The sequence below is a fragment of the Clostridium sp. OM05-5BH genome (assembly GCF_003481505.1).
Lineage (GTDB): Bacteria > Bacillota > Clostridia > Lachnospirales > Lachnospiraceae > Otoolea > Otoolea fessa.
In genome coordinates, this window is sequence record NZ_QULJ01000001.1 from 315,494 (window position 1) to 339,002 (window position 23,509).

Sequence of the window (23,509 nt, forward strand, 5' to 3'; positions counted from 1 at the left end):
AAATGAGTGAGGGGATTTCCATCCCTCACCCAGTAGCCCGCAGGATGGCAGGCTGTTTTAGAAGCTATAAAATTTTCCGCAGCTTCTTCCGCAGATGGTCTAACCTCGCATAGATGGCACCAGTCGTCAAATGCACAAGCGGGGCAATCTCCTTTGTGGAATACCCCTGCATTTTCAGCAGGACGATTTTCAAGGTACGCCCGTCCACCGTGACTAATACTTGATAGAGATTTTCGCTCTCAATCTCTTCCAGTAACTCCGCAACCGTACCCACTTCCGCCTGCCGCTCCCTGCCTGCCATGTCCTCAAGATATTCCGCAACGTCATTCGTCCATCGGTAAAACCGCCTGTTGGAATTGAAGTCTGCCCTGTCCGCCATGCGTATCTGCTCAATGGTCGCTTCATCAACGCCGCACTCACGCAGCAGCTTTTCCTCCGCTTCTTTCCAGATACGCCATTTCCTGTCCTCCCGTCCGTGGTTGTATGCCATTCTTACTTCCTCCAATCAGAATTGATTGAGAGGGCAGAGAAAAGCCCCCTCATCTTCCCAAAGGAAAAAACAAGGGGGCTGAACGCCTTAAATTTTAATTTTCTATTATCTTTCTTAGTTTTATTAGGATTCTGGCTTTGCGTTTGTTTACAACGCTCTGGGTTATGCCCAACCTCGCCCCGACTTCACGCTCGGAAAGTCCGTCAAAAAAGATTGCCTGTATCAGCTCCTGTTCACTATCCGACAGCAAAGGCAGGGCGGCTTTCAGCCTGTCCACCATGACCGCATTGACAACGGTTTCTGCAATGTCCACCGCTTCATCAGTGATAAAGTCCAGAGGATTCCCCTCGCTGTCCGTAAATCCGTCGAGAGATAGCAGTCTATTCTTTGTATCTAATTTTTGCAGATAACGCCACCGTTCCTTGTCACGGTAGAAGTCTGTGTATTGCTCCCTCACGACTTCAAGCAGACAGCCTTGAATGGGGATAAACAGCTTGTCCATATAGGTCTGGTCGGATTCCCTGCAACGGCAGAACTCCGTGTAGGATAATTCCACATAGCCGCCACTTTCTCTGATATATACCTTTCTTGGTGCATATTTCACCATAAATACCTCCCATCTGAATTTTTGAAATGTAAAAAATCCAGATGGAGAGGCGGAGAACGACACCGCATATCAGAAACAGCCCTACGGCACTTTCCAACAAAAATCGACAAAAGAAAAACCGCAAAGGCTCTGTGACCTTTACGGTTATAGGAAATAGTAATTCTATTGTATGGAGATTGTACTTCTACTTTCAAGGTGAGAAGTACCGTTGCACTGGCAGAAATTTTTTAACTGGTTTCCTGCCGTTCTCTGATATGCTATGTATTGATAAATTTTGCTTCGTATGAGCAGATAGATAACTGCCCGAAAAAAGGACATAAAAAAATCCCTCCAAATTTAAAAACAAATTCAGAGGGTAATTTAGGGTATAACAAAATAACCCACCCGAATATCGTTTTTTTTATTTGGTGAGTTTGTTCTTTCAAATACGAAACAAAAAGAGCCGATGATTCGTGAATTGTTCCACAATTTCATCGGCTCTGCGTCTTAAGCGTCTGGCTCTTTGATGACAGTTATCTTCAAGTTGTCAACTTTAATCAATCTTTCTTGTCTGCATTTTGGACAATAAAGGGGATAATTCTCCAAAACAGTGTCCTTCCTAATTTTATTACGGGTTTTGCTCCCACAAACAGGACACAATATCCATTCGCATTTCATCATAATTAGTCTCTAATCCTTTCAAATCTCATTTTATATGACTTTTGCAAGCTGTTAAGCTAACTTGTGGAACATATGCCGAACCTTATCTATACGGCTATTCGGGCGGCGGGGTTGGCAAATAAATTTACCAATAGCTGGCTGGTATCCTTTTAACTCTGTCAAGCAGACTCCCTGCCCATTTGTGAAATAAGTTAAATCGTTCCTGTATTCTTGAATACATCTAGCAGGGATTTCTCCTTTCAGAATGACCTCGTCATTCTTTATCTGAGTACTTACAATATCTGCACAATACCTTGGAGCATCATGATACGCCCGTGAGAGATATTCCTGCGGTGCATAAATTTCAAAGTGGAGATATGGCTCTAATAGTTCTGTCCCTGCTTTTTTTAAAGCCTGCTCCAATACGATAGGGGAAAGCAGCCGAAAGTCTGCGGGGGTACTTACAGGACTATAATACAATCCATATTCAAAACAGATTTTACAGTCTGTCACTTTCCATCCATACAGCCCCTGCTCGCAGCCATAAAGAACCCCCTCCATAACCGCATTTTGGAACGATTGATTTAAATATCCAAGTGAAACTCTGCTTTCATACTGCACTCCGCTTCCAATAGGGAGCGGCTCTATGGACAACCCGACAGAAGCCCAGAAAGGATTTGGCGGGACTTCTATGTGGATGGTATATTCTGCTTTTCTAAGCGGTCTTTCCATATATATAACAGTAGGCTCTTTTATTTCTGCCTCCACATGATATTTTTCCTCAAGGATGGCACAAATGACTTCCATCTGCACATTCCCCAAAAAAGAAAGTATAATCTCATGCGTTGTAGTATCCACATAATATTTTAAAAGAGGGTCGCCATCTGAAATTTCTGTAAGTGCCCCAAGCAATATTTCCCGCTGTTCAGATTTCTTTACTGCAATCGTTGTTTGGAGCATAGGGAGAGGATTTTCAATAAATTTTCTCTGCGGCAACAGTATTTCGTTCCCCAAAATACTGTTTAGCTGCAAAACATCATTTGGTAAAATTACAATATCACCAGAGCAGGCTGTATCGGATGAATATAATTCACCGTTTGTCGGAACACACATCTCTGTGATTTTTATTTTCTCTTTTTCAGATATTCTAATAACATCCCTCAAATGCAATGTTCCGCTATATATACGCACATAAACAAAACGCCGCCTTTTCTCTGAATATTCAATCTTAAAAACCTGCCCGCATAGTTCAGATTGACCTTCAGGCGTTGATGAATAAAATTTACTGGCAATTACTTCTATAAGCTGCCGAATCCCCAGATTGTTTTTAGCGCTTCCGTGATAAACGGGAAATAACGTTCCGTTTTGGAATCTCCTGTTTTCTTCCTGTTCCAGTTCTGACATTTTAAACGGTTTCCCTGACATATATTTCTCTAATAGTTCATCGTTTCCCATAATTACCGCATCCCACTGTTCCATATCGTCATTGTCCGTTACATTTATATGGGGATGCTGCCCAACCTTTTGCTTCACTATAATTTCCGAAGAAAGCTTTGCTTTCATTTCCCGATATACCATTGGCAAATCAATCCCCTCTTGGTCAATTTTATTGATGAAAAAAATTGTCGGAATCTTCATTATCTGTAGTGCATGAAACAGTATACGGGTCTGTGCCTGTATGCCATCCTTTGCAGAAACTAATAATACTGCTCCGTCTAATACGGATAAAGAACGGTATACTTCCGCCAAAAAATCCATATGGCCTGGCGTATCTATAATGTTGACTTTTACATCCTCCCACTGAAAAGATGTCACTGCTGTCTGGATAGTGATTCCCCTTTGACGCTCCAAATTCATTGTATCTGTCCTTGTTGTGCCTTCATCTACGCTCCCTAGTTCTGCAATTGCACCACTGGTATACAATAAACTTTCCGTTAATGTTGTCTTTCCTGCGTCAACGTGAGCCAGAATGCCTAAGTTAATTATTTTCATGTGATTTTCCTCCTATCAACACCCAAAAAAGGGCATAAAAATACCCAGTGATAAATACTCCTATCACTGGGTAAATAACTCCAATAGCCCCAAAACACTTATATGTTTTCGGGCATATAAAATTACATGATAAAAGTATTCTTAAACTGGGTACAAAAAACTAAGCCCCATATTAAAAGTGAAACGGGACTGCTACTTTTTGTTCCCACTATCAAATTGACAGTTTATTTAAGAATACCTTGCCGCATATTTATCAACTCCTTGTATAATACTGAATCTAATTATATTCCTTAACCCTTTATTTGTCAAGCTGACAAACTAAAGCAGAAAAAGCGGCAGGATTTCCCCCTGCCACTAATCATCTGTTTATGCAAAAATAATTTCCTTTTCCACAATCTCCCTCGCACAAGCCCTTATGTTATTGAGGCATCCTGTCCATTCTAAGGCGTTTTCTGCCTTTAGCTGTTCCGTTATGCCCTGTGCCTGTTTCATACCCTCTATGAGCCTTTCAAAGCGTTCCTGTGCCTGTCTGTTGATGTCGGCAAGGTAGGCGTTTAGCCTGCCGCTTGTAAGAAGATTGGTGTATGTAACTTTACGGTACTGTTTTAGATAATCTAAATGCCGTTGCCCCCAGATGCCTATTGCCTGTTCTTCTTCGGCGGGTACAGTTAAGCACGGTATCAAATAATCCCCTTGCCTTTCGTATTTGCCGCCCAGTTCCTCAAATAATGATTTTGCCATTGTCTGTTACCTCCACATTCTTTTTTATTTTGAATGTCCGCAAAATCCGTCCTACATCAAACGCTTGGGTGTCCGGGCAAAATTGCTGAACGGTAAGGAACGGCTTCATCTGATGCACGATATGTTCCACATGGGTGACCATGACCGATTCAATTTCGATTGGAAGTGGCTGCCGGAGAGCGGGCTGTCGGTAAAGGACTTTATTGCCCCGACCGGGTTTGCCTTTCCGAAGAACCGTGTTTTTCAGATGGGTGGGATGTATGGTTCCATGTCCTATCTCCAGATTACGGCTTCCGACCTGTCGGATCAGCTGCTGAAGGACTTTCTGGATATGGAATCCAGCCAGATTGTGACCATGCACATTCAGTCGGTAGACCAGAACAAAGCAATCAAATCCATCAAGCACACCATTACGGAGCTGGATCGTTCCAAGATTGAGGAACAGAAGAAAGCTGTCCGTTCCGGATACGATATGGACATCATTCCGTCAGATTTGGCAACTTACGGCAGGGACGCAAAGGCACTGCTGAAGGAATTGCAGAGCCAGAATGAGCGTATGTTCCTGCTGACCTTTCTGGTGATGAATACCGGCGAGACGGAGCAGGAGCTGGAAACCAATGTGTTTCAAGCTTCCAGTATCGCGCAGAAGTACAACTGCAACCTGCGCCGTCTGGACTTTCAGCAGGAGCAGGGGCTGATGAGCTGTCTGCCGCTGGCACAGAACCTGATTGAGATTCAGCGCAGCATGACTACCAGCAGCACGGCAATTTTCGTTCCGTTTACCACCCAGGAACTGTTTCAGACCGGGAAAGAGGCTCTGTACTATGGGCTGAATGCTCTGTCCAACAACCTGATTATGGTTGACCGGAAAAAGCTCAAAAACCCCAACGGGCTGATTCTGGGTACTCCCGGTTCCGGTAAATCCTTCTCTGCCAAGCGAGAAATCGCCAATGCGTTTCTGGTGACGGATGACGATGTAATTGTGTGCGATCCGGAAGCCGAGTACACGGCACTGGTGAAGAAATTTGAGGGGCAGGTCATTAAAATCAGCCCTTCCAGCGCGCAGTATATCAACCCGATGGACATCAATGCGAACTATTCGGAAGAGGATACCCTGCGAAGTTCTGTCAAATGTAGATAATCTGACAATACGAACATGGCTCACACGTAGTCTTCGACACCGAATATCAGCCAGCACACATATGAGGATGGAAAATGTAGCAGCTTTTGAAAAATTGCTTTTTCTGCTCAAAGTGCTATAATTGGAATATACCGAATACAAAGGGAGGAAAGCTCCCATGCCAAGACCGCCACGGTGCCGTCGAATTTGTGGCGTACCACAGGTCGATACATTCTGTCCTAACGGGTGCGAGAATACCGAGCCGATCCTGCTGACGCTGGACGAATACGAGGTCATTCGGCTGGTTGACTTGGAGCAGCAAACCCACGAGCAGTGTGCCGCTCAAATGGAGATTTCCCGCTCTACCGTGCAGGAGATTTACGAAAGCGCACGGAGCAAGATCGTAGCGTGTCTTGTCCACGGGAAACCGCTGCACATCACCGGGGGAAACTACCGCATCTGCGGAGGACAGGAGGCAGCTCACTGCGGCCGTTGCTACCGGATGCAGAGAGCCAACATGGAAAAATCAGGCAAAACTTGCAAAGGAGATTCCATTATGAAAATTGCAGTTACCTATGACAACGGTCAGATCTTTCAGCATTTCGGTCACACCGAGCAGTTCAAGCTTTATGAATCTGTGGACGGCAAAATCGTCCATGCGGAAGTCGTTGATACCAACGGCAGCGGTCACGGCGCACTGGCAGGATTCCTGATGCAGAACGGCGTGGACACTTTGATTTGCGGAGGCATCGGCGGCGGTGCGCAGGCAGCACTCGCCGAAGCGGGCATCAAGCTCTACGGCGGTGTCAGCGGGGACGCTGACGCGGCGGTGAGCGCATTGCTCAACGGAAGTTTGGGCTACGATCCCAATGTTCACTGTGACCACCATGACCATGAACACGGCGAGGCTGGTCACTCCTGCGGTGACCACGGCTGCGGCAAGCATAGCTGCCATTGATATGGAACGCACACTGACACAACTTCCGTTCTGGTCATCCTTGACCGAACGCGAAATGGACATACTACGCCGAAGTGCCTTTGTCCGTCATTATAAAAAGGGTGCGTTCGTTCACAGCAGCGACAATGAATGTCTCGGAATGCTGTTTATTCTTTCCGGCGAGATCCGCACCTATCTTCTCTCTGATGAGGGGCGGGAGGTAACGCTGTTCCGCCTGTATCCGGGCGAACTATGCGTGCTTTCCGCCTCCTGCGTGATCAGTCAGATCACCTTTGATACACAAATGACTGCCGGAATGGATACGGACATTCTGATTATCTCTGCAAATGTCATTGCTGCACTCAAGGAGAAAAATCTCCATGTCCGCTGTTTTCTTTATGAACTGGCAACGAAACGGTTTTCTGATGTGATGTGGGCGATGCAGCAGATTATGTTCAAGGGATTGGATCAGCGGCTGGCAGAATTTCTCTTTGCCGAAGCGGAACGTACCGGCTCCGACACGATACGCATGACCCATGAGCAGATCGCCCAGCACATCAGCTCGGCACGGGAGGCAGTGGCACGGATGCTCAAAAGCTTCTCGGAGGACGGGCTGGTGGAGCTGAAGCGTGGTGCAATCACGCTGCGGGATAAGAACAGACTAAATCGTCTAAAATAAAAAGAAATGTGACTTCGTTACAGAAGAAAATCATAGATTTGCTACAATAAAAGCAGAAAAACAGGAAGGAGTATCCGCCATGAAAGAAACGAAATACGCAGGAACTCAAACCGAAAAAAACCTGATGGCTGCCTTTGCCGGTGAGTCCGAGGCGCGCAACAAATACACCTATTTTGCATCCAAGGCCAAGAAGGAAGGCTACGAGCAGATCGCGGCGCTGTTCCTCAAAACCGCTGATAATGAGAAGGAACACGCCAAGCTGTGGTTCAAAGAGCTGAACGGCATTGGCGACACCGCCGAAAACCTTCTCTCCGCCGCTGAGGGCGAGAACTACGAGTGGACGGATATGTACGACGGCTTTGCCAAAACCGCCGACGAGGAGGGTTTCCATGAGCTGGCCCAGCGTTTCCGCCTGGTAGCCGCCATTGAAAAGCATCATGAGGAGCGCTACCGTGCCCTGCTGCACAATGTGGAGATGGCGGAGGTCTTCGCCAAGAGTGAGGTCAAGGTATGGGAGTGCCGCAACTGCGGGCATATCGTGATCGGTGAGAAAGCACCGGAGGTCTGCCCGACCTGCAACCATCCCCAGAGCTACTTTGAAATTCACGCAGAAAACTATTAAAGAGAAAAGGAGAACGAATCATGGAGCAGAAGTTTTACATTTGCAAGCATTGCGGCAACATCATTGCCAAGGTCAAGGACACGGGCGTTCTCGTCATCTGTTGCGGTGAGCCGATGAGCGAGATCATCCCCGGTACCACCGACGCCGCCGTGGAGAAGCACGTCCCTGTCTGGACTGTGGAAAACGGCATCGTTCATGTCAAGGTCGGCTCCGTAGAGCATCCCATGCTGCCGGAGCACTACATCGAGTGGGTGTCCCTCCACACCAAGCAGGGCAACCAGCGCAAGGAACTGCACCCGGGCGAGAAGCCGGAGGTCTGCTTTGCGCTCTGCGAGGGCGACGAAGTCGAGGCGGTCTACGCCTACTGCAACCTCCACAGTCTGTGGAAAGCGTGATCGTTCCGCGCATGGTATCTTAGAACCAACATAGAGAACTGAATGTCATGTATTGCAGGCAGGAGGCAAACAAGTCATGAAAGCACATAAATATTGGTCAATCGGAGCGGTAATTACCATGTTTGGAACTTTTTGCACTGGATATAAAGGCTCAAAAACAACGCATAAGTACCTTGCGCTTAGTTCCTTGATCTGCATGGTTATGGCAGTATATACGGGTCATAAAATGATTTCAGGGAATAAGAAAACAAAGAGAGTAAAACAAGCGGAAGCTGTGGATATTCTTTGAGTAAGATAGGAATCGTTATTGTTTCTGATGACGATAAAGTCGGGCTAATGTTGTGTGCGAAATAAAAAACAAGAAAGAAGAATTTCATTATGAAATATGTATGCGATGTGTGTGGTTGGGAATACGACGAAGAAAATGGCTATCCGGAAGGCGGCATTGCACCGGGTACAAAATGGGAAGATATTCCGGATGATTTTGAATGCCCCTTATGTTTTGTTGGCAAAGACCAGTTTTCTGTGGCTGAGTAAGGAAGCACAACAAAACCTATAAACAAAGAGCCGTGAAGCAGTATGTAAGATACCGCTTCACGGCTCTTTCTCACTTATATAAAAATTTGCCGTAACGTAACCTCGTCACAGAAAAATGCTTTGTACTGCGGTATGATAAAGCCACAATCAATCAACAAGAAAGAGGTGGCGAACATGAAAATCAAGCTCAATTCCGATCAGGAGATTGTCAGCACCATCAGAGAAGGACTCAAGCGCACCGGCGGGTACTGCCCCTGCCGCAGGGAGAGCACAGAGGCGACCAAATGTATGTGCCAGGAGTTTAAGGATCAAATTGCAGATCCGGGCTTCGAGGGATTCTGCCACTGTATGCTCTATTACAAATCCTTGCAGGATTAAGGGAGGAACGCTATGCTGTCAAAGAAACTGGCCGCCATAGATAAGACGCGGTGCGTCGCCTGCGGCGTGTGTGAAAATACCTGTCCACTGGGGGCCGTCAAGGTGCGCCGCGGCTGCTACGCCGCTGTGGAGGCGGAACGATGCGTAGGCTGCGGCAAGTGCGCAAAGATCTGTCCCGTCGGCTACATTGAGGTGAAAGTGAGGGCTGACGCATGAAAGTAAAGCATTGGTACGATTACCTGTGGGTATATGCAATCATCTATTTTGCACTGGGCTTTTTCAATATCCTGTTCGCGTGGCTGGGCATGATCGATTTTCTTCTGCCGCTGTTCTTAGCCATCTTTGGTGGGAACAAATACTTTTGCAACCACCTCTGCGGACGAGGTCAACTGTTCAGCAAGCTGGGGACAGACCTTAAATGCTCCCGCTGCAAGCCCACGCCCCGCTGGATGTCCTCCAAGTGGTTCCGTTATGGCTTTTTGATCTTTTTCCTGACGATGTTCGGCAACATGGTGTTTCAGACATATCTGGTCGCTGCGGGTACTTCGTCCCTGCGGGAGGCCATTAAGCTGTTCTGGACCTTCCGTGTGCCGTGGGGCTGGGCCTACACCGCCGGAACGGTGACAGACTGGGTAGCCCAATTCAGCTTCGGCTTTTACAGCCTCATGCTGACCTCGCTGCTCATCGGCCTCATCGTCATGGTGCTCTACAAGCCCCGTACATGGTGTGCCTTCTGCCCCATGGGAACCATGACGCAGGGGATTTGCAAGCTGAAAAACAAAGAATAAACAAAGATAACAGAAAGGAGCCTTACTCATGGCTGAACTGAAAATTACTGCTGCGAATTTTGAAAATGAGGTACTGCGTTCCGACAAGCCCATTTTGCTGGACTTCTACGCCGACTGGTGCGGACCGTGCAAAATGCTCTCTCCCATACTGCATGAGCTTGCCGAAGAAAAAAGCGGCGCGCTCAAGGTGGGAAAGGTCAATGTGGACGAGCAGATGGAGCTGGCAATGCGTTTTCAGGTGTCCAGTATCCCGATGCTGGTCGTATTCAAGGATGGAAAGGCCGTTGCCAAATCGGTGGGCTATCGGCCTAAGTCGGAGATTGCCGCAATGGTGGAGGGCGCAAGATGAAAGTTGTAATCGTAGGCGGTGTGGCGGGCGGTGCTTCTGCCGCCGCCCGCATCCGCCGTTTGGATGAACACGCGCAGATCATCATGATCGAGCGCAGCGGCTATGTGTCCTATGCCAACTGCGGTCTGCCGTATTATGTGGGCGGTGTGATCAAGGAGCAGGAAGAATTGACGCTGCAAACTCCGGAGAGCTTTTGGGATCGCTTTCGCATTGATGTGCGAGTACGGCAGGAAGTAACTGCGATCAATCCCGCAGAGAAAACCGTCACCGTCCACGCACTGGACAGCGGGAAGGTCTACACGGAAACCTATGACAAACTGCTTCTTGCCCCCGGCGCAAAGCCGACGATTCCTGCGCTTTCCGGTGTGGACAGCGAGCGGGTCTTTACCCTGCGCACCGTGGAAGACACCCTCCGCATTCGACGCTTTGTAGAGGATCAGAAGCCGAAAACCGCTGTTTTGGCTGGCGGCGGCTTTATCGGTCTGGAAATGGCGGAAAACCTTGTGGAGATGGGCGTTTCGGTTACCATCGTCCAGCGTCTGAAGCAGCTATTAGCGCCGCTGGATGCGGATATGGCCAGCTTTGTCCATGCGGAAATGCGCAGACACGGTGTGGCTCTGCGGTTGGATGAAACCGTCACCGGATTCCGACAGGACGGAGATTCCGTGCTGACGCTGCTGGAGGAAAGTGAGCCGCTGCGCTCCGACATGGTGCTGCTGGCCATCGGCGTCACGCCGGACACCCATCTGGCAAAAGAGGCCGGACTTGAGCTGGGCATCCGGGGCAGCATCGCTGTCAACGAGCGGATGGAAACCTCCGTGCCGGATATCTACGCTGTGGGCGATGCCGTAGAGGTCACCCATTTCGTGACCGGCCAAAAAGCATTGATCTCGCTGGCGGGGCCTGCCAACAAGCAGGGACGCATTGCCGCTGACAATATCTGCGGCGGAAACAGCCGCTTTCACGGCTCTCAGGGCTCGTCTGTTCTGAAACTGTTTGGCTTGACAGCGGCCTCCGCGGGGATCAATGAGAAGGCAGCGCAGGCAGCAGGGATCGCTTACGACAAAGTCGTATTATTCCCGGCATCCCACGCTATCTATTATCCCGGCGCACAGTCTATGGCAATGAAGGTGATGTATGAAAAAGAAAGCCTGCGGCTGCTGGGTGCGCAGATCGTTGGCGGCGAGGGCGTGGACAAGCGCATTGATGTACTGGCAACGGCCATTCGCGCAAAAATGACAGCCTTGGAACTGACGGAGCTTGACCTTTCCTATGCGCCGCCCTATTCCTCTGCCAAAGACCCGGTCAATATGGCCGGTTTTATGATCGAGGATTTGGAGAGCGGGAAGGTACGGCAGTTCCATTGGAATGAGGTTGAGGACTTGCCTTGCGATGGCAATGCGACACTGCTGGATGTCCGTACAGAAGGCGAATATCGGCGTGGGCACTTGAATGGATTCCGCAATATTCCACTGGACGATCTGCGGGAGCATTTGGACGAGTTAGACCGGGGTAAGCCTGTTTATGTGAATTGCCAGACAGGGCTTCGCAGTTATCTGGCCTGCCGACTTTTGACGCAGTACGGTTTCACCTGTTCCCATCTCTCCGGCGGATACAGTTTTTATCAGGTCGTAATACAAGAGCGGCAGACAGCGCGGAGCGCCTATCCCTGCGGAATGGAGAAGCTATGAGTGAGAATTTATTTGGCTTGACGGTTGCGGCAGATAAAGGCTTAGATGATTTGCAGTGCCAGCGCCTTTTAAGCGAAAATCGCAGGTATCAGGAAGTCATGCTGCAATACCGATGTGCGCTGAAAGCACTGGAAAGCAGGTTGGAAATTCTAAACGAAGAGTTTTCATTGCAGCATGATCGCAATCCGATAGAAAGTATAAAAAGCCGCTTGAAGTCGCCGTCCAGCATTATGAATAAGATGCAGAAACGCGGACTTCCTCTGGATTTTCCGACCATGCAGACAAATATCATGGATATTGCCGGTGTGCGGGTGATCTGCTCTTTCGAGGAGGATGTGTTCTTTTTGGCAAAGTGCTTAAAAAAACAGTCTGACATTGAAATCATCACAGAGAAAGATTATATTTCACACCCTAAGCCAAATGGCTATCGCAGTCTGCACCTGACGCTCCGGCTGCCGGTATTCTTTGCGGAAAAAGTGATCCATGTGCCGGTGGAGATACAACTCCGTACAATCGCTATGGACTTCTGGGCAAGCCTTGAGCATACCATCCGCTATAAGAAAAACTTGCCGATAAATGCTGAAGTCGAAACTGAACTGAAAGAGTGCGCCGATTCCAGCAGAGAATGGGACGGTAAGATGGAACATTTACTGCATATCATAACATAATGTGTCGAATATAAAATGAAAAGCACGCACTTTGGTGCTTGCCTTGGACTTGCCAGGGACCGCCTTATCCGCCTTGGGTGGGCGACCCCTGCGAGCCCCAACCAATTTCTCCGCTTTCTGGTTTTCAGGCATAGTCTTTTCTGCTTTCGGCGGACTGCCACGGCACAGCTTTTTCGGCTTCTATATTGTAAGGAACATGGCTTTTCGCTGAATGGAAAGCGAAGCTGACCCGGGCTGGAGCGGTCTGTGTTAAAACGATATATTTTTTTGGAAATTATCTTGATAAAATTTATCAAGATTGATATAATGGCATTAACAAGCAAGCGAAAAGAGGATGTGGAGCATGATCATCACCAAAGAGACGGACTACGCACTGCGCATTTTGCGGGTGCTGCTGGACGGGGAGAAGCATTCGGTGGCCGAGATGTCGGAAACGGAATTGATCCCCAATCAGTTTGCCTACCAGATTCTGCGCAAGCTCTCCGCCGGCAATTTGGTGCGGGTGAGCCGCGGCGCCCTCGGCGGCTGCGCGCTGTCCTGCGATCTGGACGCGACCTCCCTCTACGATCTCATGGGGGTCGTGGGGGAGCGGGGCATCCTGTGCGCCTGCATGGAGCCGGGATATGAATGCCGCTGGCAGGACAAGCATGGGCGGTGCGCCATCCACTGTCAGCTGGCGGCCTTGCAGCAAAAGCAGGACGAGGCGTTCCGTGCCGTGAGCCTGCGCAGGCTGCTGACCGGCGGATACGATCCCCAAGATACAAGCAAGCTGTAAAATTTTAAGAGGAGGTACCCATATGCTGTTTCAAACCACGGCGGCGCACGAAGAGCTGCGCGCGAAGATCCGGAGTTTTGCGGAGGAGGAGATCAAGCCCCTCGCATTTTTAATGGATCAGAACAATGAGTTTCCCGAGGAGGCTGTCAAGAAGCTGGGTAAGCTGGGCTGGATGGGCATTCCCTACCCCAAGGAGTACGGCGGTGCCGGTCTTGATGCCCTGAGCTACGCCATCGCGGTGGAGGAGCTGGCCCGTGTGGACGGCGGCGCGGGCGTAATCCTCTCCGCCCACGTCTCCCTCGGCTCATGGCCCATTTTCGCCTATGGCACCGAGGAGCAGAAGAAGAAATATCTGGTTCCGCTGGCCAAGGGCGAGAAGATCGGCGCCTTCGGCCTCACGGAGTCCAACGCCGGATCCGACGCCGGCGGCACGGAGACCACGGCGCTGGATAAGGGGGACTACTACCTCCTCAACGGCGGCAAGATCTTCATTACCAACGCCCCTAAGGCGGACACCTATGTGGTTTTCGCCGTCACCACGCCGGACATCGGCACCCGGGGCATCTCCGCTTTCATCGTGGAGAAGGGCTGGAAGGGCTTTGAGTTCGGCGACCACTATGACAAGATGGGCATTCGCTCCTCCTCCACGGCGGAGCTGATCTTCAACGACGTGAAGGTTCCCAAGGAAAACCTATTGGGCAAGGAGGGCGAGGGCTTCAAGATTGCCATGTCCACGCTGGACGGCGGACGCATCGGCATCGCCGCGCAGGCGCTGGGCATCGCCCAAGGCGCGTTTGAGCACGCGTTGAGCTATTCCAAGGAGCGCGTCCAGTTCGGCAAGCCCATCGCGGCCCAGCAGAGCATCGCCTTCAAGCTGGCGGATATGGCCACCAAGCTGCGCTGCGCCCGGTTCCTCATCTACTCCGCGGCGGAGCTGAAGGAGCAGCACGCGCCTTACGGCATGGAGTCCGCCATGGCGAAGATGTACGCCTCGGACATCGCGCTGGAGGTCACCAACGATGCCTTGCAGATCCACGGCGGCAGTGGCTTCCTCAAGGGCATGGAGGTGGAACGGGCCTACCGCGACGCCAAGATCACCACCATCTACGAGGGCACTAACGAGATCCAGCGGGTGGTCATCGCCTCTCATCTGGTGGGCAGGCTGGGCAAGAGCTCCGGCGGCGAGAGCCGTTCGGCGGCCAAGAAACCCGCGCCCATCACCGGCATTCGCAAAAAGACCATCTTCCGGGAAGGGGATGCTGCCCAGCAGGTGGCCGACCTTGTAGCGGCGCTGAAGAAGGATGGTCACGACTTCTCCGTGGGCATCCCTATGGATACGCCCATCCCGCAGGCGGAGCGGGTGGTCTCCGCGGGCAAGGGCATCGGGGAGAAAAAGAACATGAAACTGGTAGAGTCGCTGGCCAAGGCTGCCGGCGCGGCCATCGGTTCTTCCCGCCCTGTGGCGGAGACTCTCAAATATCTGCCGCTGAACCGCTATGTGGGTATGTCCGGTCAGAAGTTCACCGGCAATCTGTACATCGCCTGTGGCATCTCCGGCGCATCCCAGCACCTTAAGGGCATCAAGGACGCCTCCACCATCGTGGCCATCAATAAGAACGGTAACGCGCCTATCTTCAAGAACTGCGACTACGGCATCGTGGGCGATGTGGAGGAGATCCTGCCCCTGCTCACTGCTGCGCTGGATAGCGGCGAAAAGCTGCCCGCGCCGCCTATGGTAAAGATGAAGCGGCCCACACCGCCGAAGCCCGCCCCCATCGGCGACCGCTACGTCTGCAGCGGCTGCGGCTACGAGTATGTGCCGGAGTTGGGCGACGAGGACGGCGAGATCGCGCCGGGTACGCTCTTTGAGCAGCTTCCCGCCGAGTGGGTGTGCCCGGAGTGCGCGGAGACGAAGGATCAATTTGTAAAGGCTTGAGCCGTGAAGGAGGTAAGATAAGATGTATTGCGTGCGTAAAGTAACAAACGACCTCTACTGGGTGGGCGCCAACGACCATCGCCTGGCCCTGTTTGAAAACTGCTTTCCCATTCCCCGGGGCGTAAGCTACAACGCTTACTGCCTGCTGGATGAAAAGACGGTGCTCTTTGACACGGTGGACTGGTCTGCCTGCCGCCAGCTTTTGGAAAATCTGGCGTATGTGCTGGATGGCCGCGAGCTGGACTACCTGCTGGTCAACCATCTGGAGCCGGATCACGCCGCCTGCATCGAGGAGATCCTGCTGCGCCATCCTAAGGTGAAGCTGATCTCCAACGAGAAGGCATTCATGCTCATGCGGCAGTTCGGCTTCCATGTGGACGGACATGAGTGCATCGAGGTGAAGGAGGGCGACACCTTCTCCTTTGGCAAGCACACCGTCACCTTTGTGGGCGCGCCTATGGTTCACTGGCCGGAGGCCATGGTGACCCTCGACGTCACCGACGGCGTCCTCTTTTCCGCCGACGCCTTCGGCACCTTCGGCGCGCTGGACGGTAAGCTGTTCGCCGACGAGGTGGACTTCGAGCGGGACTGGCTGGACGACGCCCGCCGCTATCTCACCAACATCGTGGGCAAGTACGGCCCCCACATCCAGCTCCTGCTGAAAAAGGCCGGCGGCGTTTTGGATCAGATCCAGTACATCTGCCCGCTCCACGGCCCCGTGTGGCGCAAGGATCTGGGCTGGTTCATCGAAAAGTACGACACATGGAGCCGCTATGCCCCTGAGACCCAGGGCGTGCTCATCGTCTACGCCTCCATGTACGGCAACACGGAGAACGCGGCGCAGGCGCTGGCGGCGTCGCTCTGCGATAAGGGCATGAGCAAGGTGGCGATGTACGATGTGTCCTCCACTCATGTCTCCCAGCTGATCTCCGAGGCGTTTAAGTACAGTCACATTGTCCTGGCCTCTGTGACCTACAATCTCGGCATCTACCCCGCCATGCATGACTTCCTCATGGATATGAAGGCACTGAATCTGCAAAACCGCACCTTTGCCATCATTGAAAACGGCTCATGGGCGGTGAAGTCCGGTGACCTCATGCAGAAATTTGTCAACGATGAGCTTAAGAACATGACGGTGCTCAACGAGCGGCTCAGCCTCGCCTCGTCCATGGGCACGGACAAGCGCACTGAGCTGGAAGCACTGGCGGACGCCATTCTGGAATCTATGAAGTAACTGGCAGGAAAGCCAAAACCAAGACAACAGACAACAAACAGCCCCGCCGTGTCGGCTGCAGAAAAACCGGCTTTCAAAAATAGAGCGGGCAAGCGTGATACTGCGCTTGCCCGCTCTTTGCCCAAAAGGACATGAAAAGTGACCGGAGAAGATGAGAGGATCGAAATGGAGATCAGAAAACGAAACGGGAAGTCTGTTCCTTTTCAACAGGAGAAAATTTTCAACGCCATGAAAAAAGCGTTTGATGGACAGGGAAGGGAGATTGGGGGCGGAGAACTGGAGGAGATCCTCACCGCCGTTCTCAACAATCTCTCCGTCACAGTACCGCTCACCGTGGAACGTGTGCAGGACGAGGTGGAGCGGACGCTCATGGAGCGCGGACACTATGAGGTGGCCAAGGCGTACATCCTCTATCGCGAAAAGCGGTCTGCGCTGCGCCGCGTCCGGCATACCATCGCGCAGACGGTGGGGGATAACTCGCTTGACGAGGTGCTGCGCCGTATCCAGATGGATTTTACCGAGGAAATCTACTCCCTCGCGGCGCTTCAAATGAAGTTTGAGAGCTTCTGTCGCCCGGGCATGACGGAGGATGAGAGGGCTGAGGCACTGACCAAGGCAGCGGTAGAGCTGACTACGGCAGAGGCACCCAAGTGGGAGTTCATCGCGGCGCGGCTTCTGAACCACTCCTTTCGCTGTCGCAACGCACAGGAATGGGAGGGGCGCGGCGTCGGCGACCTCTATGGCAGGCTTCGCTATCTGACGGATAAGGGACTCTACGGTGACTATATTCTTGCCCACTATACCCACGAGGAGATCGCTATGGCGGAGGACTTTCTCTGCCCGGAACGGGACGAGTTGTTCACCTACTCCGGCCTTGACCTGCTGCTCAAACGCTATGTGATCCAGTCACGCAGCCGCGTGCCGCTGGAAACACCGCAGGAGATGTTTTTGGGTATCGCGCTGCATCTTGCTATGAACGAAGGCTCTGACCGCATGGGGTGGGTAAAACGCTTTTACGATATGCTCAGCCGTATGGAGGTCACGATGGCGACACCTACCATGTCCAACGCACGAAAGCCCTACCATCAGCTTTCAAGCTGCTTTGTGGACACTGTGCCGGACAGTCTGGACGGCATCTACCGCTCGCTGGACAACTTCGCAAAGGTCTCTAAATTTGGCGGTGGAATGGGGATGTACTTCGGTAAGGTGCGCGCTGCAGGCAGCACCATCCGCGGCTTTCAAGGGGCGGCGGGCGGTGTTATCCGCTGGATCCGGTTGGTCAACGACACCGCCGTGGCGGTGGATCAGTTGGGGATGCGGCAGGGCGCTGCGGCGGTTTACTTAGACGCATGGCACCGGGATCTGCCTGAATTCCTTCAACTGCGCACCAACAACGGCGACGACCGCATGAAGGCGCATGATGTGTTTCCCGCCGTGTGCTATCCGGATCTCTTCTGGCGACTGGCGGAGGAGAACATAGACGCGCCGTGGCATCTCATGTGTCCGCATGAGATCCTCACGGTCAAGGGCTACGCACTGGAGGATTACTGGGGTACGGAATGGGAGAAGCGGTATCTGGACTGCGTCAATGACCCGCGCATCGAAAAGCGCAGCGTCACCGTCAAGGACATCGTGCGGCTGGTGCTTCGCTCGGCAGTGGAGACCGGCACGCCCTTCGCCTTCAACCGCGACAGCGTAAATCGTATGAACCCAAACGGCCACACGGGAATGATCTATTGCTCCAATCTCTGCACGGAGATCGCACAGAACATGGCGCCCATCGAGCATATCAGCACTGAGGTGCACACGGAGAACGGCGACACAGTGGTGGTGACGGCCACACTCCCCGGTGAGTTTGTGGTCTGCAACCTGGCGAGTCTGTCTCTCGGTAATCTGGCGGTGGAGGACGAGGCCTATATGGAACGCACGGTGGAAACGGCCATCCGCGCACTGGATAATGTGATCGACCTCAACTTCTACCCGTTGGAATACGCGCGGCTTACCAATCAGAAGTACCGCAGCATCGGCCTGGGCGTCAGCGGCTACCACCACATGCTGGCAAAGCGCGGCATCCGATGGGAGAGCGATGAGCACCTTGCCTTCACCGATGCGGTATTCGAGCATATCAACTACGCCGCCGTCAAGGCGGACACAGCACTGGCACGGGAAAAGGGTCGCTATGCGCTCTTTGAGGGCAGCGACTGGCAGACAGGCGCGTATTTTGAAAAGCGAGGTTATACCTCAGAAAAGTGGCGGGCGCTTGCGGAAACGGTGGCGGTGCAGGGAATGCGCAACGCCTATCTTCTGGCTGTCGCACCCACTTCCAGCACATCCATCCTCTCCGGCACGTCGGCGGGCATCGATCCAATTATGAAGAAATTCTTTTTAGAGGAAAAAAAGGGCAGCATGCTGCCCCGCGTTGCTCCGGAGCTTTCTATGGATACATGGTGGTACTATAAGGCGGCGCATCTGATCGACCAAAGCTGGTCGGTACGCGCCGCGGGCTTTCGCCAGAGACATATTGACCAGGCGCAGAGCATGAATCTCTATATCACCAACGACTATTCCATGCGTCAGGTGCTCAGACTGTATTTGGGGGCGTGGAGGGCCGGCGTCAAGACCATTTATTATGTCCGCAGCAAGGCCCTTGAGGTCGAGGCCTGTGAAAGCTGCTCGTCATAAGGAGGATAGCATGATGGAACTGAAGAAAAAGCCCCTCTTTAACCCGGAGGGCGACCCTGATGTGCGCCTGCGGCGCATGATCGGCGGCAATACCACCAACCTCAACGACTTCAACAATATGAAGTACGCTTGGGTCAGCGACTGGTACCGGCAGGCCATGAACAACTTTTGGATCCCTGAGGAGATCAATCTCTCGCAGGATGTGAAGGACTATCCCCGCCTGCTGTCAGCCGAGCGCAGCGCCTACGATAAAATTCTGAGTTTTCTTGTCTTTTTGGATTCCATTCAGACAGCGAACCTGCCTAATATCGGCGCCTACATTACAGCCAACGAGGTCAATCTCTGCCTGTCCATTCAGGCGTTTCAGGAGTGTGTCCACTCACAGAGCTACAGCTATATGCTCGACACCATCTGTTCCCCCGTGGAGCGCAATGACATCCTCTACCAATGGAAAACGGACGAGCATCTGCTGCGCCGCAACACCTTCATTGGGGACTGCTACAACGAGTTTCAGGAGCGGAAGGACGCTCCCACGCTGCTGCGCGTGATGATGGCGAACTATATTTTGGAGGGCATCTATTTTTACAGCGGCTTTATGTTCTTCTACAATCTCTCCCGAAACGGGAAGATGCCCGGCTCGGCGCAGGAGATCCGCTATATCAACCGCGACGAGAACACGCACTTGTGGCTGTTCCGCAATATCATCACGGAGCTGCAAAAGGAGCAGCCGGAGTTGTTCACCGCCGAGAGCGTACAAGCGCTGCGCGAGATGATGCGTGAGGGCGTGGAGCAGGAGATCGCATGGGGGCATTATGTGATCGGCGACGACATCCCGGGGTTGAACCGGCAGATGATCAGCGATTACATCCGCTATCTCGGCAATCTTCGCTGGACGAGCCTTGGCTATCCGGCATTGTATCCGGGCTTTGAGAGCGAACCGGAGAGCATGGAATGGGTCAGCCAGTACGCTGACGCCAATATGGTCAAGACCGATTTCTTTGAGGCACGCAGTACCGCCTACGCCAAGAGCACCGCACTGATAGACGATTTATAAGAAAACCAAAGACATCAGAATAGGAGGTATTTTTTATATGGATATCCGAACGGTAACAGATGCCATCCGCTATGTAGGGGTGGATGATAACACATTGGCACTCTTTGAAAACCAGTACCCCGTCCAGCCTATGGGAGTGAGCTACAACTCCTATGTCATTCTGGACGAGAAAATCGCCGTGATGGACAGCGTGGACGCACGGGCGGTGGAGGAATGGCTTTCCAATGTAGCGCAGGTGTTGGGGGGGCGCAACCCCGATTATCTTGTGGTCACACACATGGAGCCGGATCATTCCGGCAGCCTCATGCGGATAGCGCAAGAGTACCCGGAGATGAAGATCGTGGGAAACGCGAAAACATTTACCCTGATCAAGCAGTTCTTTGGCACGGGTGCATTGTCGGAAGACCGTATGCTGGAGGTTGGCGAGGGCAGCACGATCTCTCTGGGCTCACACCGGCTGCGCTTCCTGCTGGCACCGATGGTACACTGGCCGGAGGTGATGACGGCGTATGAGGAAACGGAAAAAATCCTGTTCTCGGCGGATGCCTTCGGACGCTTTGGCTCACTGGAACGGACTGCCCGTGCCCCCTGGGTGCCGCAGGCCCGACGGTATTATTACAATATTATCGGGAAATATGGCGCACAGGTGCAGGCTCTGCTGAAAAAGACCTCCGCGCTGGAGATCCAAACGATCTGCCCGCTCCATGGTCCCGTGCTTACAGAAGGGCTGGAGGAGTGTCTGCGGCTCTATGATCTCTGGTCACAATGGGAACCAGAAGAATCGGAGAGCATACTGATTGCCCACGCATCCATCCATGGAAATACTGCCCATGCGGCGAAGACCCTCAAGGGTAAATTAGAGAAAAAAGGCGTGCAGGTCAGCATATGTGATCTCACTGTGACAGATCTTTCCTACGCTGTTGCCAGTGCGTTCTACTGCGGGAAACTGGTGTTGGCCTGCTCCACTTATGACGGAGGACTGTTCCCGCCCATGAAGGCCTTTTTGGATCATTTACAGACAAAGGGATTCCGAAACCGCCGGATCGGCCTCATGGAAAATGGCTCATGGGCCCCTGCTGCCGCGCGGCTGATGCGCGCCGAGTTGGAAAAGATGAAGGAACTCCGACTGTGTGAAACGGAGGTATCGCTGCGCGGCGCACTGAACCAAACCAGCGAAGCGCAGATGGACGCTCTTGTGGCGGAGCTCTGCGCGGAATAAGCTGCAACAAACCGCAGCTATTCTCGTACAGATGATGGTCTTACTCATCTGCTTTATGTCCCAAGGGCAGAGTACCGTCATCTCAGGTTGAGGTCACGATGTGGTGTGGGGCGAGAACGGAGTCTTGAGAATACCCAAACAAAAGAAAGGAGCTGACAGATATGGCAGCTATGAATATGAATCAGGAGCAGTTTGAGCAGGCGACCCGGGGCGAAAAGCCCGTTTTGGTGGATTTCTGGGCGCCCTGGTGCGGCTATTGCCGGAGGATCGGCCCTGCGTATGAGAAGATCGGAGAGGAATACGCGGACAGCCTCGTTGTCAGCAAGATCAATATTGACGAGGAGCCGCGGCTGGCGGGGGCCGAGGGGATTGAGGTCATCCCAACTCTGGTGCTGTACCGGAACGGAAAGGCCGTGGATTCCATCACCGCGCCCGGCTCAAAGGCAGAGATCGACCGCTTCATTCAGGAAGCCTTGGCGAAATAACGGAGGGTTCAGATATGAACAACAATCATGTTTATGATATGCTCGTGGTGGGCGGCGGCCCGGGCGGGGCTGGACACCGTCGTGCTGGAAAAGCTGTCTGCTGGCGGGCAGATGGCCCTGACCGAGCAGATCGACAACTACCCCGGCTTTGAGAACGGGATCGACGGCTTCTCTCTGGCGGAGAAGATGCAAAAGCAGGCGGAGCGTTTTGGGGCACGCAGCGAATACGCGGAAGTTCTCCGCATGGATCTGACGGCGGTTCCCAAGCTCGTGGAGACCAGCGAGGGGATCTTACGGGGGAAAACCGTGGTGCTGGCCACCGGCGCAGACCCCAGAACGCTGGGAGTTGCCGGAGAGACGGAGCTGTTGGGCCGGGGCGTGGCCTACTGTGCCGCCTGCGATGGGATGTTTTACAAGGACAAAACGGTGGTCGTGGTGGGCGGCGGCAATTCCGCCGCGGCAGATGCCCTCCTTCTTAGCCGCGTGGCGAAAAAGGTGATCCTCGTCCACCGCAGAGACACCCTGCGGGCCACCAAGATCTATCACGAGCCACTGGAACAGGCCGAAAATGTGGAATTCCGCTGGAACAGCACCGTTTCCGCGCTGCTTTCCGGGGACAGGCTGACCGGCGTACGCCTGCGGGACACCGTCACCGGTGAGGAAAGCGTGGTGGACTGCGACGGCGTATTTGTCAGCGTGGGTCGACAGCCCGCCACGGCGCTGGCGGTGGGTCAACTGGCGCTGGACGGCGGCGGCTATATCGTGGCCGGAGAGACCACGGAAACCAGTATTCCCGGCGTTTACGCCGTGGGCGACGTGCGGACGAAGCCCCTCCGTCAGGTGGTCACCGCCGTGGCGGACGGCGCGGTGGCAGTCCACATGGCGGAGAAACATATCGCGGAAAACCGATAAGGAAGGTAGATTGAAAAAGCCATGTTTAAGGTCAGACCGGATACGACCGCAGTGGGGATGCCGACATATCTGCAAGGAAAACTGCCAGAGTGATGGCAGATAAGATCACCCATGTAAGATCGGGAGATATGTTGTCTCTCCATATCCAGTCCACGCAACAGTGAGCAACTGAACACAAAACACAGCCACAGATGTACTCTGCGGCTGTGCTTTTATGCATAGTACTTACGGAAAGGATTCGATGAGCAGATTTCTGTGATACGGATTTTGGATTCTCGCAGAGAGGAATTTCGATTGAGTAAAGCATATGAGCAGAAAATTGACGTGGTAAATGTCATTACTGCTCCAGAAATTGAAATGCTGATTATTCATGCAGAAGGAGCATATGATCAGTTTAAGCGTTCTGGAAAAAAACAAGCGAATTTTGTAAAACAAATCTTCGGATGCATGATGTGAAGTCGTATGAGATAGAATCGTCTTCGATGCCTCGTTGGGAAACCAACGAGGTATTTTTTTTGCCCCAATCCGACTGCATAGGACACTGAAAAAATCAAAACAAACCATATGTAGTCCTGCAAG

25 protein-coding genes and 2 pseudogenes are annotated in these 23,509 nt (G+C 52.4%); 22 read left to right on the forward strand and 5 right to left on the reverse strand.

All coding sequences use genetic code 11. From position 1 onward, the window contains the following. Positions 1-64: 64 nt before the first annotated feature. The 5 genes from DXB70_RS01515 to DXB70_RS01545 all read right to left on the reverse strand — a co-directional run bounded on the left by DXB70_RS01515 (position 65) and on the right by DXB70_RS01545 (position 4,469). Complete coding sequence (locus DXB70_RS01515) at positions 65-490, reverse strand: sigma-70 family RNA polymerase sigma factor (RefSeq protein WP_000323895.1); 426 nt, start codon at positions 488-490, stop codon at positions 65-67. A 94-nt stretch (positions 491-584) separates the two neighbouring features. Then, entirely contained in the window at positions 585-1,094 is a 510-nt protein-coding gene (locus DXB70_RS01520; protein WP_105116765.1) for a sigma-70 family RNA polymerase sigma factor, read from the reverse strand. Positions 1,095-1,583: 489 nt separating this feature from the next. After that, a complete protein-coding gene (locus DXB70_RS01535) occupies positions 1,584-1,757 on the reverse strand; it encodes a cysteine-rich KTR domain-containing protein (RefSeq protein ID WP_002779755.1) in 174 nt (57 codons plus the stop codon). A 51-nt stretch (positions 1,758-1,808) separates the two neighbouring features. Beyond that, positions 1,809-3,728 carry a tetracycline resistance ribosomal protection protein Tet(O) gene (gene tet(O) / locus DXB70_RS01540; RefSeq protein ID WP_000691758.1) on the reverse strand — a complete coding sequence of 640 codons (1,920 nt, stop codon included), beginning with the start codon at positions 3,726-3,728 and terminating at the stop codon, positions 1,809-1,811. A 366-nt stretch (positions 3,729-4,094) separates the two neighbouring features. Next, positions 4,095-4,469 (reverse strand): TnpV protein, encoded by a 375-nt coding sequence (locus DXB70_RS01545; protein ID WP_001129922.1) that lies wholly within the window; start codon positions 4,467-4,469, stop codon positions 4,095-4,097. Between the two features lie 58 nt (positions 4,470-4,527). On the opposite strand from DXB70_RS01545, the pseudogene DXB70_RS01550 reads away from it, so the two are divergent. The 22 genes and pseudogenes from DXB70_RS01550 to DXB70_RS14265 form a co-directional block, all read left to right on the forward strand. Continuing rightward, a pseudogene (locus tag DXB70_RS01550) lies at positions 4,528-5,580 on the forward strand (DUF87 domain-containing protein); the annotation flags it as partial. A 187-nt stretch (positions 5,581-5,767) separates the two neighbouring features. After that, positions 5,768-6,547 (forward strand): DUF134 domain-containing protein, encoded by a 780-nt coding sequence (locus DXB70_RS01555; RefSeq protein ID WP_118672532.1) that lies wholly within the window; start codon positions 5,768-5,770, stop codon positions 6,545-6,547. A 1-nt stretch (position 6,548) separates the two neighbouring features. Continuing rightward, positions 6,549-7,205 carry a Crp/Fnr family transcriptional regulator gene (locus DXB70_RS01560; RefSeq protein WP_118672533.1) on the forward strand — a complete coding sequence of 219 codons (657 nt, stop codon included), beginning with the start codon at positions 6,549-6,551 and terminating at the stop codon, positions 7,203-7,205. A gap of 79 nt (positions 7,206-7,284) precedes the next feature. Continuing rightward, entirely contained in the window at positions 7,285-7,827 is a 543-nt protein-coding gene (gene rbr, locus DXB70_RS01565) for a rubrerythrin (RefSeq protein WP_107000763.1), read from the forward strand. A gap of 20 nt (positions 7,828-7,847) precedes the next feature. Then, positions 7,848-8,222 carry a desulfoferrodoxin family protein gene (locus DXB70_RS01570; protein ID WP_118672534.1) on the forward strand — a complete coding sequence of 125 codons (375 nt, stop codon included), beginning with the start codon at positions 7,848-7,850 and terminating at the stop codon, positions 8,220-8,222. Between the two features lie 76 nt (positions 8,223-8,298). Continuing rightward, a complete protein-coding gene (locus tag DXB70_RS01575; RefSeq protein ID WP_107000761.1) occupies positions 8,299-8,511 on the forward strand; it encodes a DUF6219 family protein in 213 nt (70 codons plus the stop codon). 89 nt (positions 8,512-8,600) lie between these two features. Further along, positions 8,601-8,759 (forward strand): rubredoxin, encoded by a 159-nt coding sequence (locus DXB70_RS01580; protein WP_107000760.1) that lies wholly within the window; start codon positions 8,601-8,603, stop codon positions 8,757-8,759. A 132-nt stretch (positions 8,760-8,891) separates the two neighbouring features. Then, entirely contained in the window at positions 8,892-9,137 is a 246-nt protein-coding gene (locus DXB70_RS01585; RefSeq protein WP_107001011.1) for a ferredoxin-thioredoxin reductase catalytic domain-containing protein, read from the forward strand. Positions 9,138-9,149: 12 nt separating this feature from the next. Beyond that, a complete protein-coding gene (locus DXB70_RS01590; RefSeq protein ID WP_118651665.1) occupies positions 9,150-9,353 on the forward strand; it encodes a 4Fe-4S binding protein in 204 nt (67 codons plus the stop codon). Continuing rightward, positions 9,350-9,925: a 4Fe-4S binding protein gene (locus DXB70_RS01595; protein ID WP_117796821.1), complete on the forward strand. Its 576-nt coding sequence runs from the start codon at positions 9,350-9,352 to the stop codon at positions 9,923-9,925. The genes DXB70_RS01590 and DXB70_RS01595 overlap by 4 nt, the downstream gene beginning before the upstream one ends. Positions 9,926-9,953: 28 nt before the next feature. After that, positions 9,954-10,274 carry a thioredoxin gene (gene trxA, locus DXB70_RS01600; RefSeq protein ID WP_107000757.1) on the forward strand — a complete coding sequence of 107 codons (321 nt, stop codon included), beginning with the start codon at positions 9,954-9,956 and terminating at the stop codon, positions 10,272-10,274. Continuing rightward, positions 10,271-11,965: an FAD-dependent oxidoreductase gene (locus DXB70_RS01605; RefSeq protein ID WP_118651667.1), complete on the forward strand. Its 1,695-nt coding sequence runs from the start codon at positions 10,271-10,273 to the stop codon at positions 11,963-11,965. Before trxA ends, DXB70_RS01605 begins: the two co-directional genes overlap by 4 nt. After that, a complete protein-coding gene (locus DXB70_RS01610) occupies positions 11,962-12,633 on the forward strand; it encodes a GTP pyrophosphokinase family protein (protein WP_107000755.1) in 672 nt (223 codons plus the stop codon). The genes DXB70_RS01605 and DXB70_RS01610 overlap by 4 nt, the downstream gene beginning before the upstream one ends. 343 nt (positions 12,634-12,976) lie before the next feature. Next, on the forward strand, positions 12,977-13,408 hold the full coding sequence (locus DXB70_RS01615) for an Rrf2 family transcriptional regulator (RefSeq protein ID WP_118482286.1): 432 nt from the start codon (positions 12,977-12,979) through the stop codon (positions 13,406-13,408). 22 nt (positions 13,409-13,430) lie between these two features. Continuing rightward, on the forward strand, positions 13,431-15,344 hold the full coding sequence (locus DXB70_RS01620) for an acyl-CoA dehydrogenase family protein (protein ID WP_107000754.1): 1,914 nt from the start codon (positions 13,431-13,433) through the stop codon (positions 15,342-15,344). Positions 15,345-15,366: 22 nt separating this feature from the next. Further along, positions 15,367-16,578 carry an FprA family A-type flavoprotein gene (locus DXB70_RS01625; protein WP_107000753.1) on the forward strand — a complete coding sequence of 404 codons (1,212 nt, stop codon included), beginning with the start codon at positions 15,367-15,369 and terminating at the stop codon, positions 16,576-16,578. Between the two features lie 165 nt (positions 16,579-16,743). Next, on the forward strand, positions 16,744-19,260 hold the full coding sequence (locus DXB70_RS01630; protein WP_182448398.1) for a ribonucleoside-diphosphate reductase subunit alpha: 2,517 nt from the start codon (positions 16,744-16,746) through the stop codon (positions 19,258-19,260). 10 nt (positions 19,261-19,270) lie between these two features. Then, positions 19,271-20,314: a ribonucleotide-diphosphate reductase subunit beta gene (locus tag DXB70_RS01635; RefSeq protein ID WP_098924544.1), complete on the forward strand. Its 1,044-nt coding sequence runs from the start codon at positions 19,271-19,273 to the stop codon at positions 20,312-20,314. 37 nt (positions 20,315-20,351) lie between these two features. After that, entirely contained in the window at positions 20,352-21,533 is a 1,182-nt protein-coding gene (locus tag DXB70_RS01640; RefSeq protein WP_118672536.1) for an MBL fold metallo-hydrolase, read from the forward strand. A 161-nt stretch (positions 21,534-21,694) separates the two neighbouring features. Then, positions 21,695-22,018: a thioredoxin family protein gene (locus tag DXB70_RS01645; RefSeq protein ID WP_107000750.1), complete on the forward strand. Its 324-nt coding sequence runs from the start codon at positions 21,695-21,697 to the stop codon at positions 22,016-22,018. Between the two features lie 14 nt (positions 22,019-22,032). Next, a pseudogene (locus DXB70_RS01650) lies at positions 22,033-22,930 on the forward strand (FAD-dependent oxidoreductase). A 294-nt stretch (positions 22,931-23,224) separates the two neighbouring features. Then, positions 23,225-23,386, forward strand: coding sequence for a hypothetical protein (locus DXB70_RS14265; protein ID WP_233430214.1), 162 nt, complete (start codon positions 23,225-23,227; stop codon positions 23,384-23,386). Positions 23,387-23,509: the final 123 nt, after the last annotated feature.

Coding starts and splice junctions, on each gene's coding strand:
- DXB70_RS01515 (WP_000323895.1), bottom strand. CDS start 490: ATGGCATACAACCACGGACGGGAGGACAGGAAATGGCGTATCTGGAAA.
- DXB70_RS01535 (WP_002779755.1), bottom strand. CDS start 1,757: ATGATGAAATGCGAATGGATATTGTGTCCTGTTTGTGGGAGCAAAACC.
- DXB70_RS01545 (WP_001129922.1), bottom strand. CDS start 4,469: ATGGCAAAATCATTATTTGAGGAACTGGGCGGCAAATACGAAAGGCAA.
- DXB70_RS01555 (WP_118672532.1), top strand. CDS start 5,768: ATGCCAAGACCGCCACGGTGCCGTCGAATTTGTGGCGTACCACAGGTC.
- DXB70_RS01560 (WP_118672533.1), top strand. CDS start 6,549: ATGGAACGCACACTGACACAACTTCCGTTCTGGTCATCCTTGACCGAA.
- rbr (WP_107000763.1), top strand. CDS start 7,285: ATGAAAGAAACGAAATACGCAGGAACTCAAACCGAAAAAAACCTGATG.
- DXB70_RS01570 (WP_118672534.1), top strand. CDS start 7,848: ATGGAGCAGAAGTTTTACATTTGCAAGCATTGCGGCAACATCATTGCC.
- DXB70_RS01575 (WP_107000761.1), top strand. CDS start 8,299: ATGAAAGCACATAAATATTGGTCAATCGGAGCGGTAATTACCATGTTT.
- DXB70_RS01580 (WP_107000760.1), top strand. CDS start 8,601: ATGAAATATGTATGCGATGTGTGTGGTTGGGAATACGACGAAGAAAAT.
- DXB70_RS01585 (WP_107001011.1), top strand. CDS start 8,892: ATGATAAAGCCACAATCAATCAACAAGAAAGAGGTGGCGAACATGAAA.
- DXB70_RS01590 (WP_118651665.1), top strand. CDS start 9,150: ATGCTGTCAAAGAAACTGGCCGCCATAGATAAGACGCGGTGCGTCGCC.
- DXB70_RS01595 (WP_117796821.1), top strand. CDS start 9,350: ATGAAAGTAAAGCATTGGTACGATTACCTGTGGGTATATGCAATCATC.
- trxA (WP_107000757.1), top strand. CDS start 9,954: ATGGCTGAACTGAAAATTACTGCTGCGAATTTTGAAAATGAGGTACTG.
- DXB70_RS01605 (WP_118651667.1), top strand. CDS start 10,271: ATGAAAGTTGTAATCGTAGGCGGTGTGGCGGGCGGTGCTTCTGCCGCC.
- DXB70_RS01610 (WP_107000755.1), top strand. CDS start 11,962: ATGAGTGAGAATTTATTTGGCTTGACGGTTGCGGCAGATAAAGGCTTA.
- DXB70_RS01615 (WP_118482286.1), top strand. CDS start 12,977: ATGATCATCACCAAAGAGACGGACTACGCACTGCGCATTTTGCGGGTG.
- DXB70_RS01620 (WP_107000754.1), top strand. CDS start 13,431: ATGCTGTTTCAAACCACGGCGGCGCACGAAGAGCTGCGCGCGAAGATC.
- DXB70_RS01625 (WP_107000753.1), top strand. CDS start 15,367: ATGTATTGCGTGCGTAAAGTAACAAACGACCTCTACTGGGTGGGCGCC.
- DXB70_RS01630 (WP_182448398.1), top strand. CDS start 16,744: ATGGAGATCAGAAAACGAAACGGGAAGTCTGTTCCTTTTCAACAGGAG.
- DXB70_RS01635 (WP_098924544.1), top strand. CDS start 19,271: ATGATGGAACTGAAGAAAAAGCCCCTCTTTAACCCGGAGGGCGACCCT.
- DXB70_RS01640 (WP_118672536.1), top strand. CDS start 20,352: ATGGATATCCGAACGGTAACAGATGCCATCCGCTATGTAGGGGTGGAT.
- DXB70_RS01645 (WP_107000750.1), top strand. CDS start 21,695: ATGGCAGCTATGAATATGAATCAGGAGCAGTTTGAGCAGGCGACCCGG.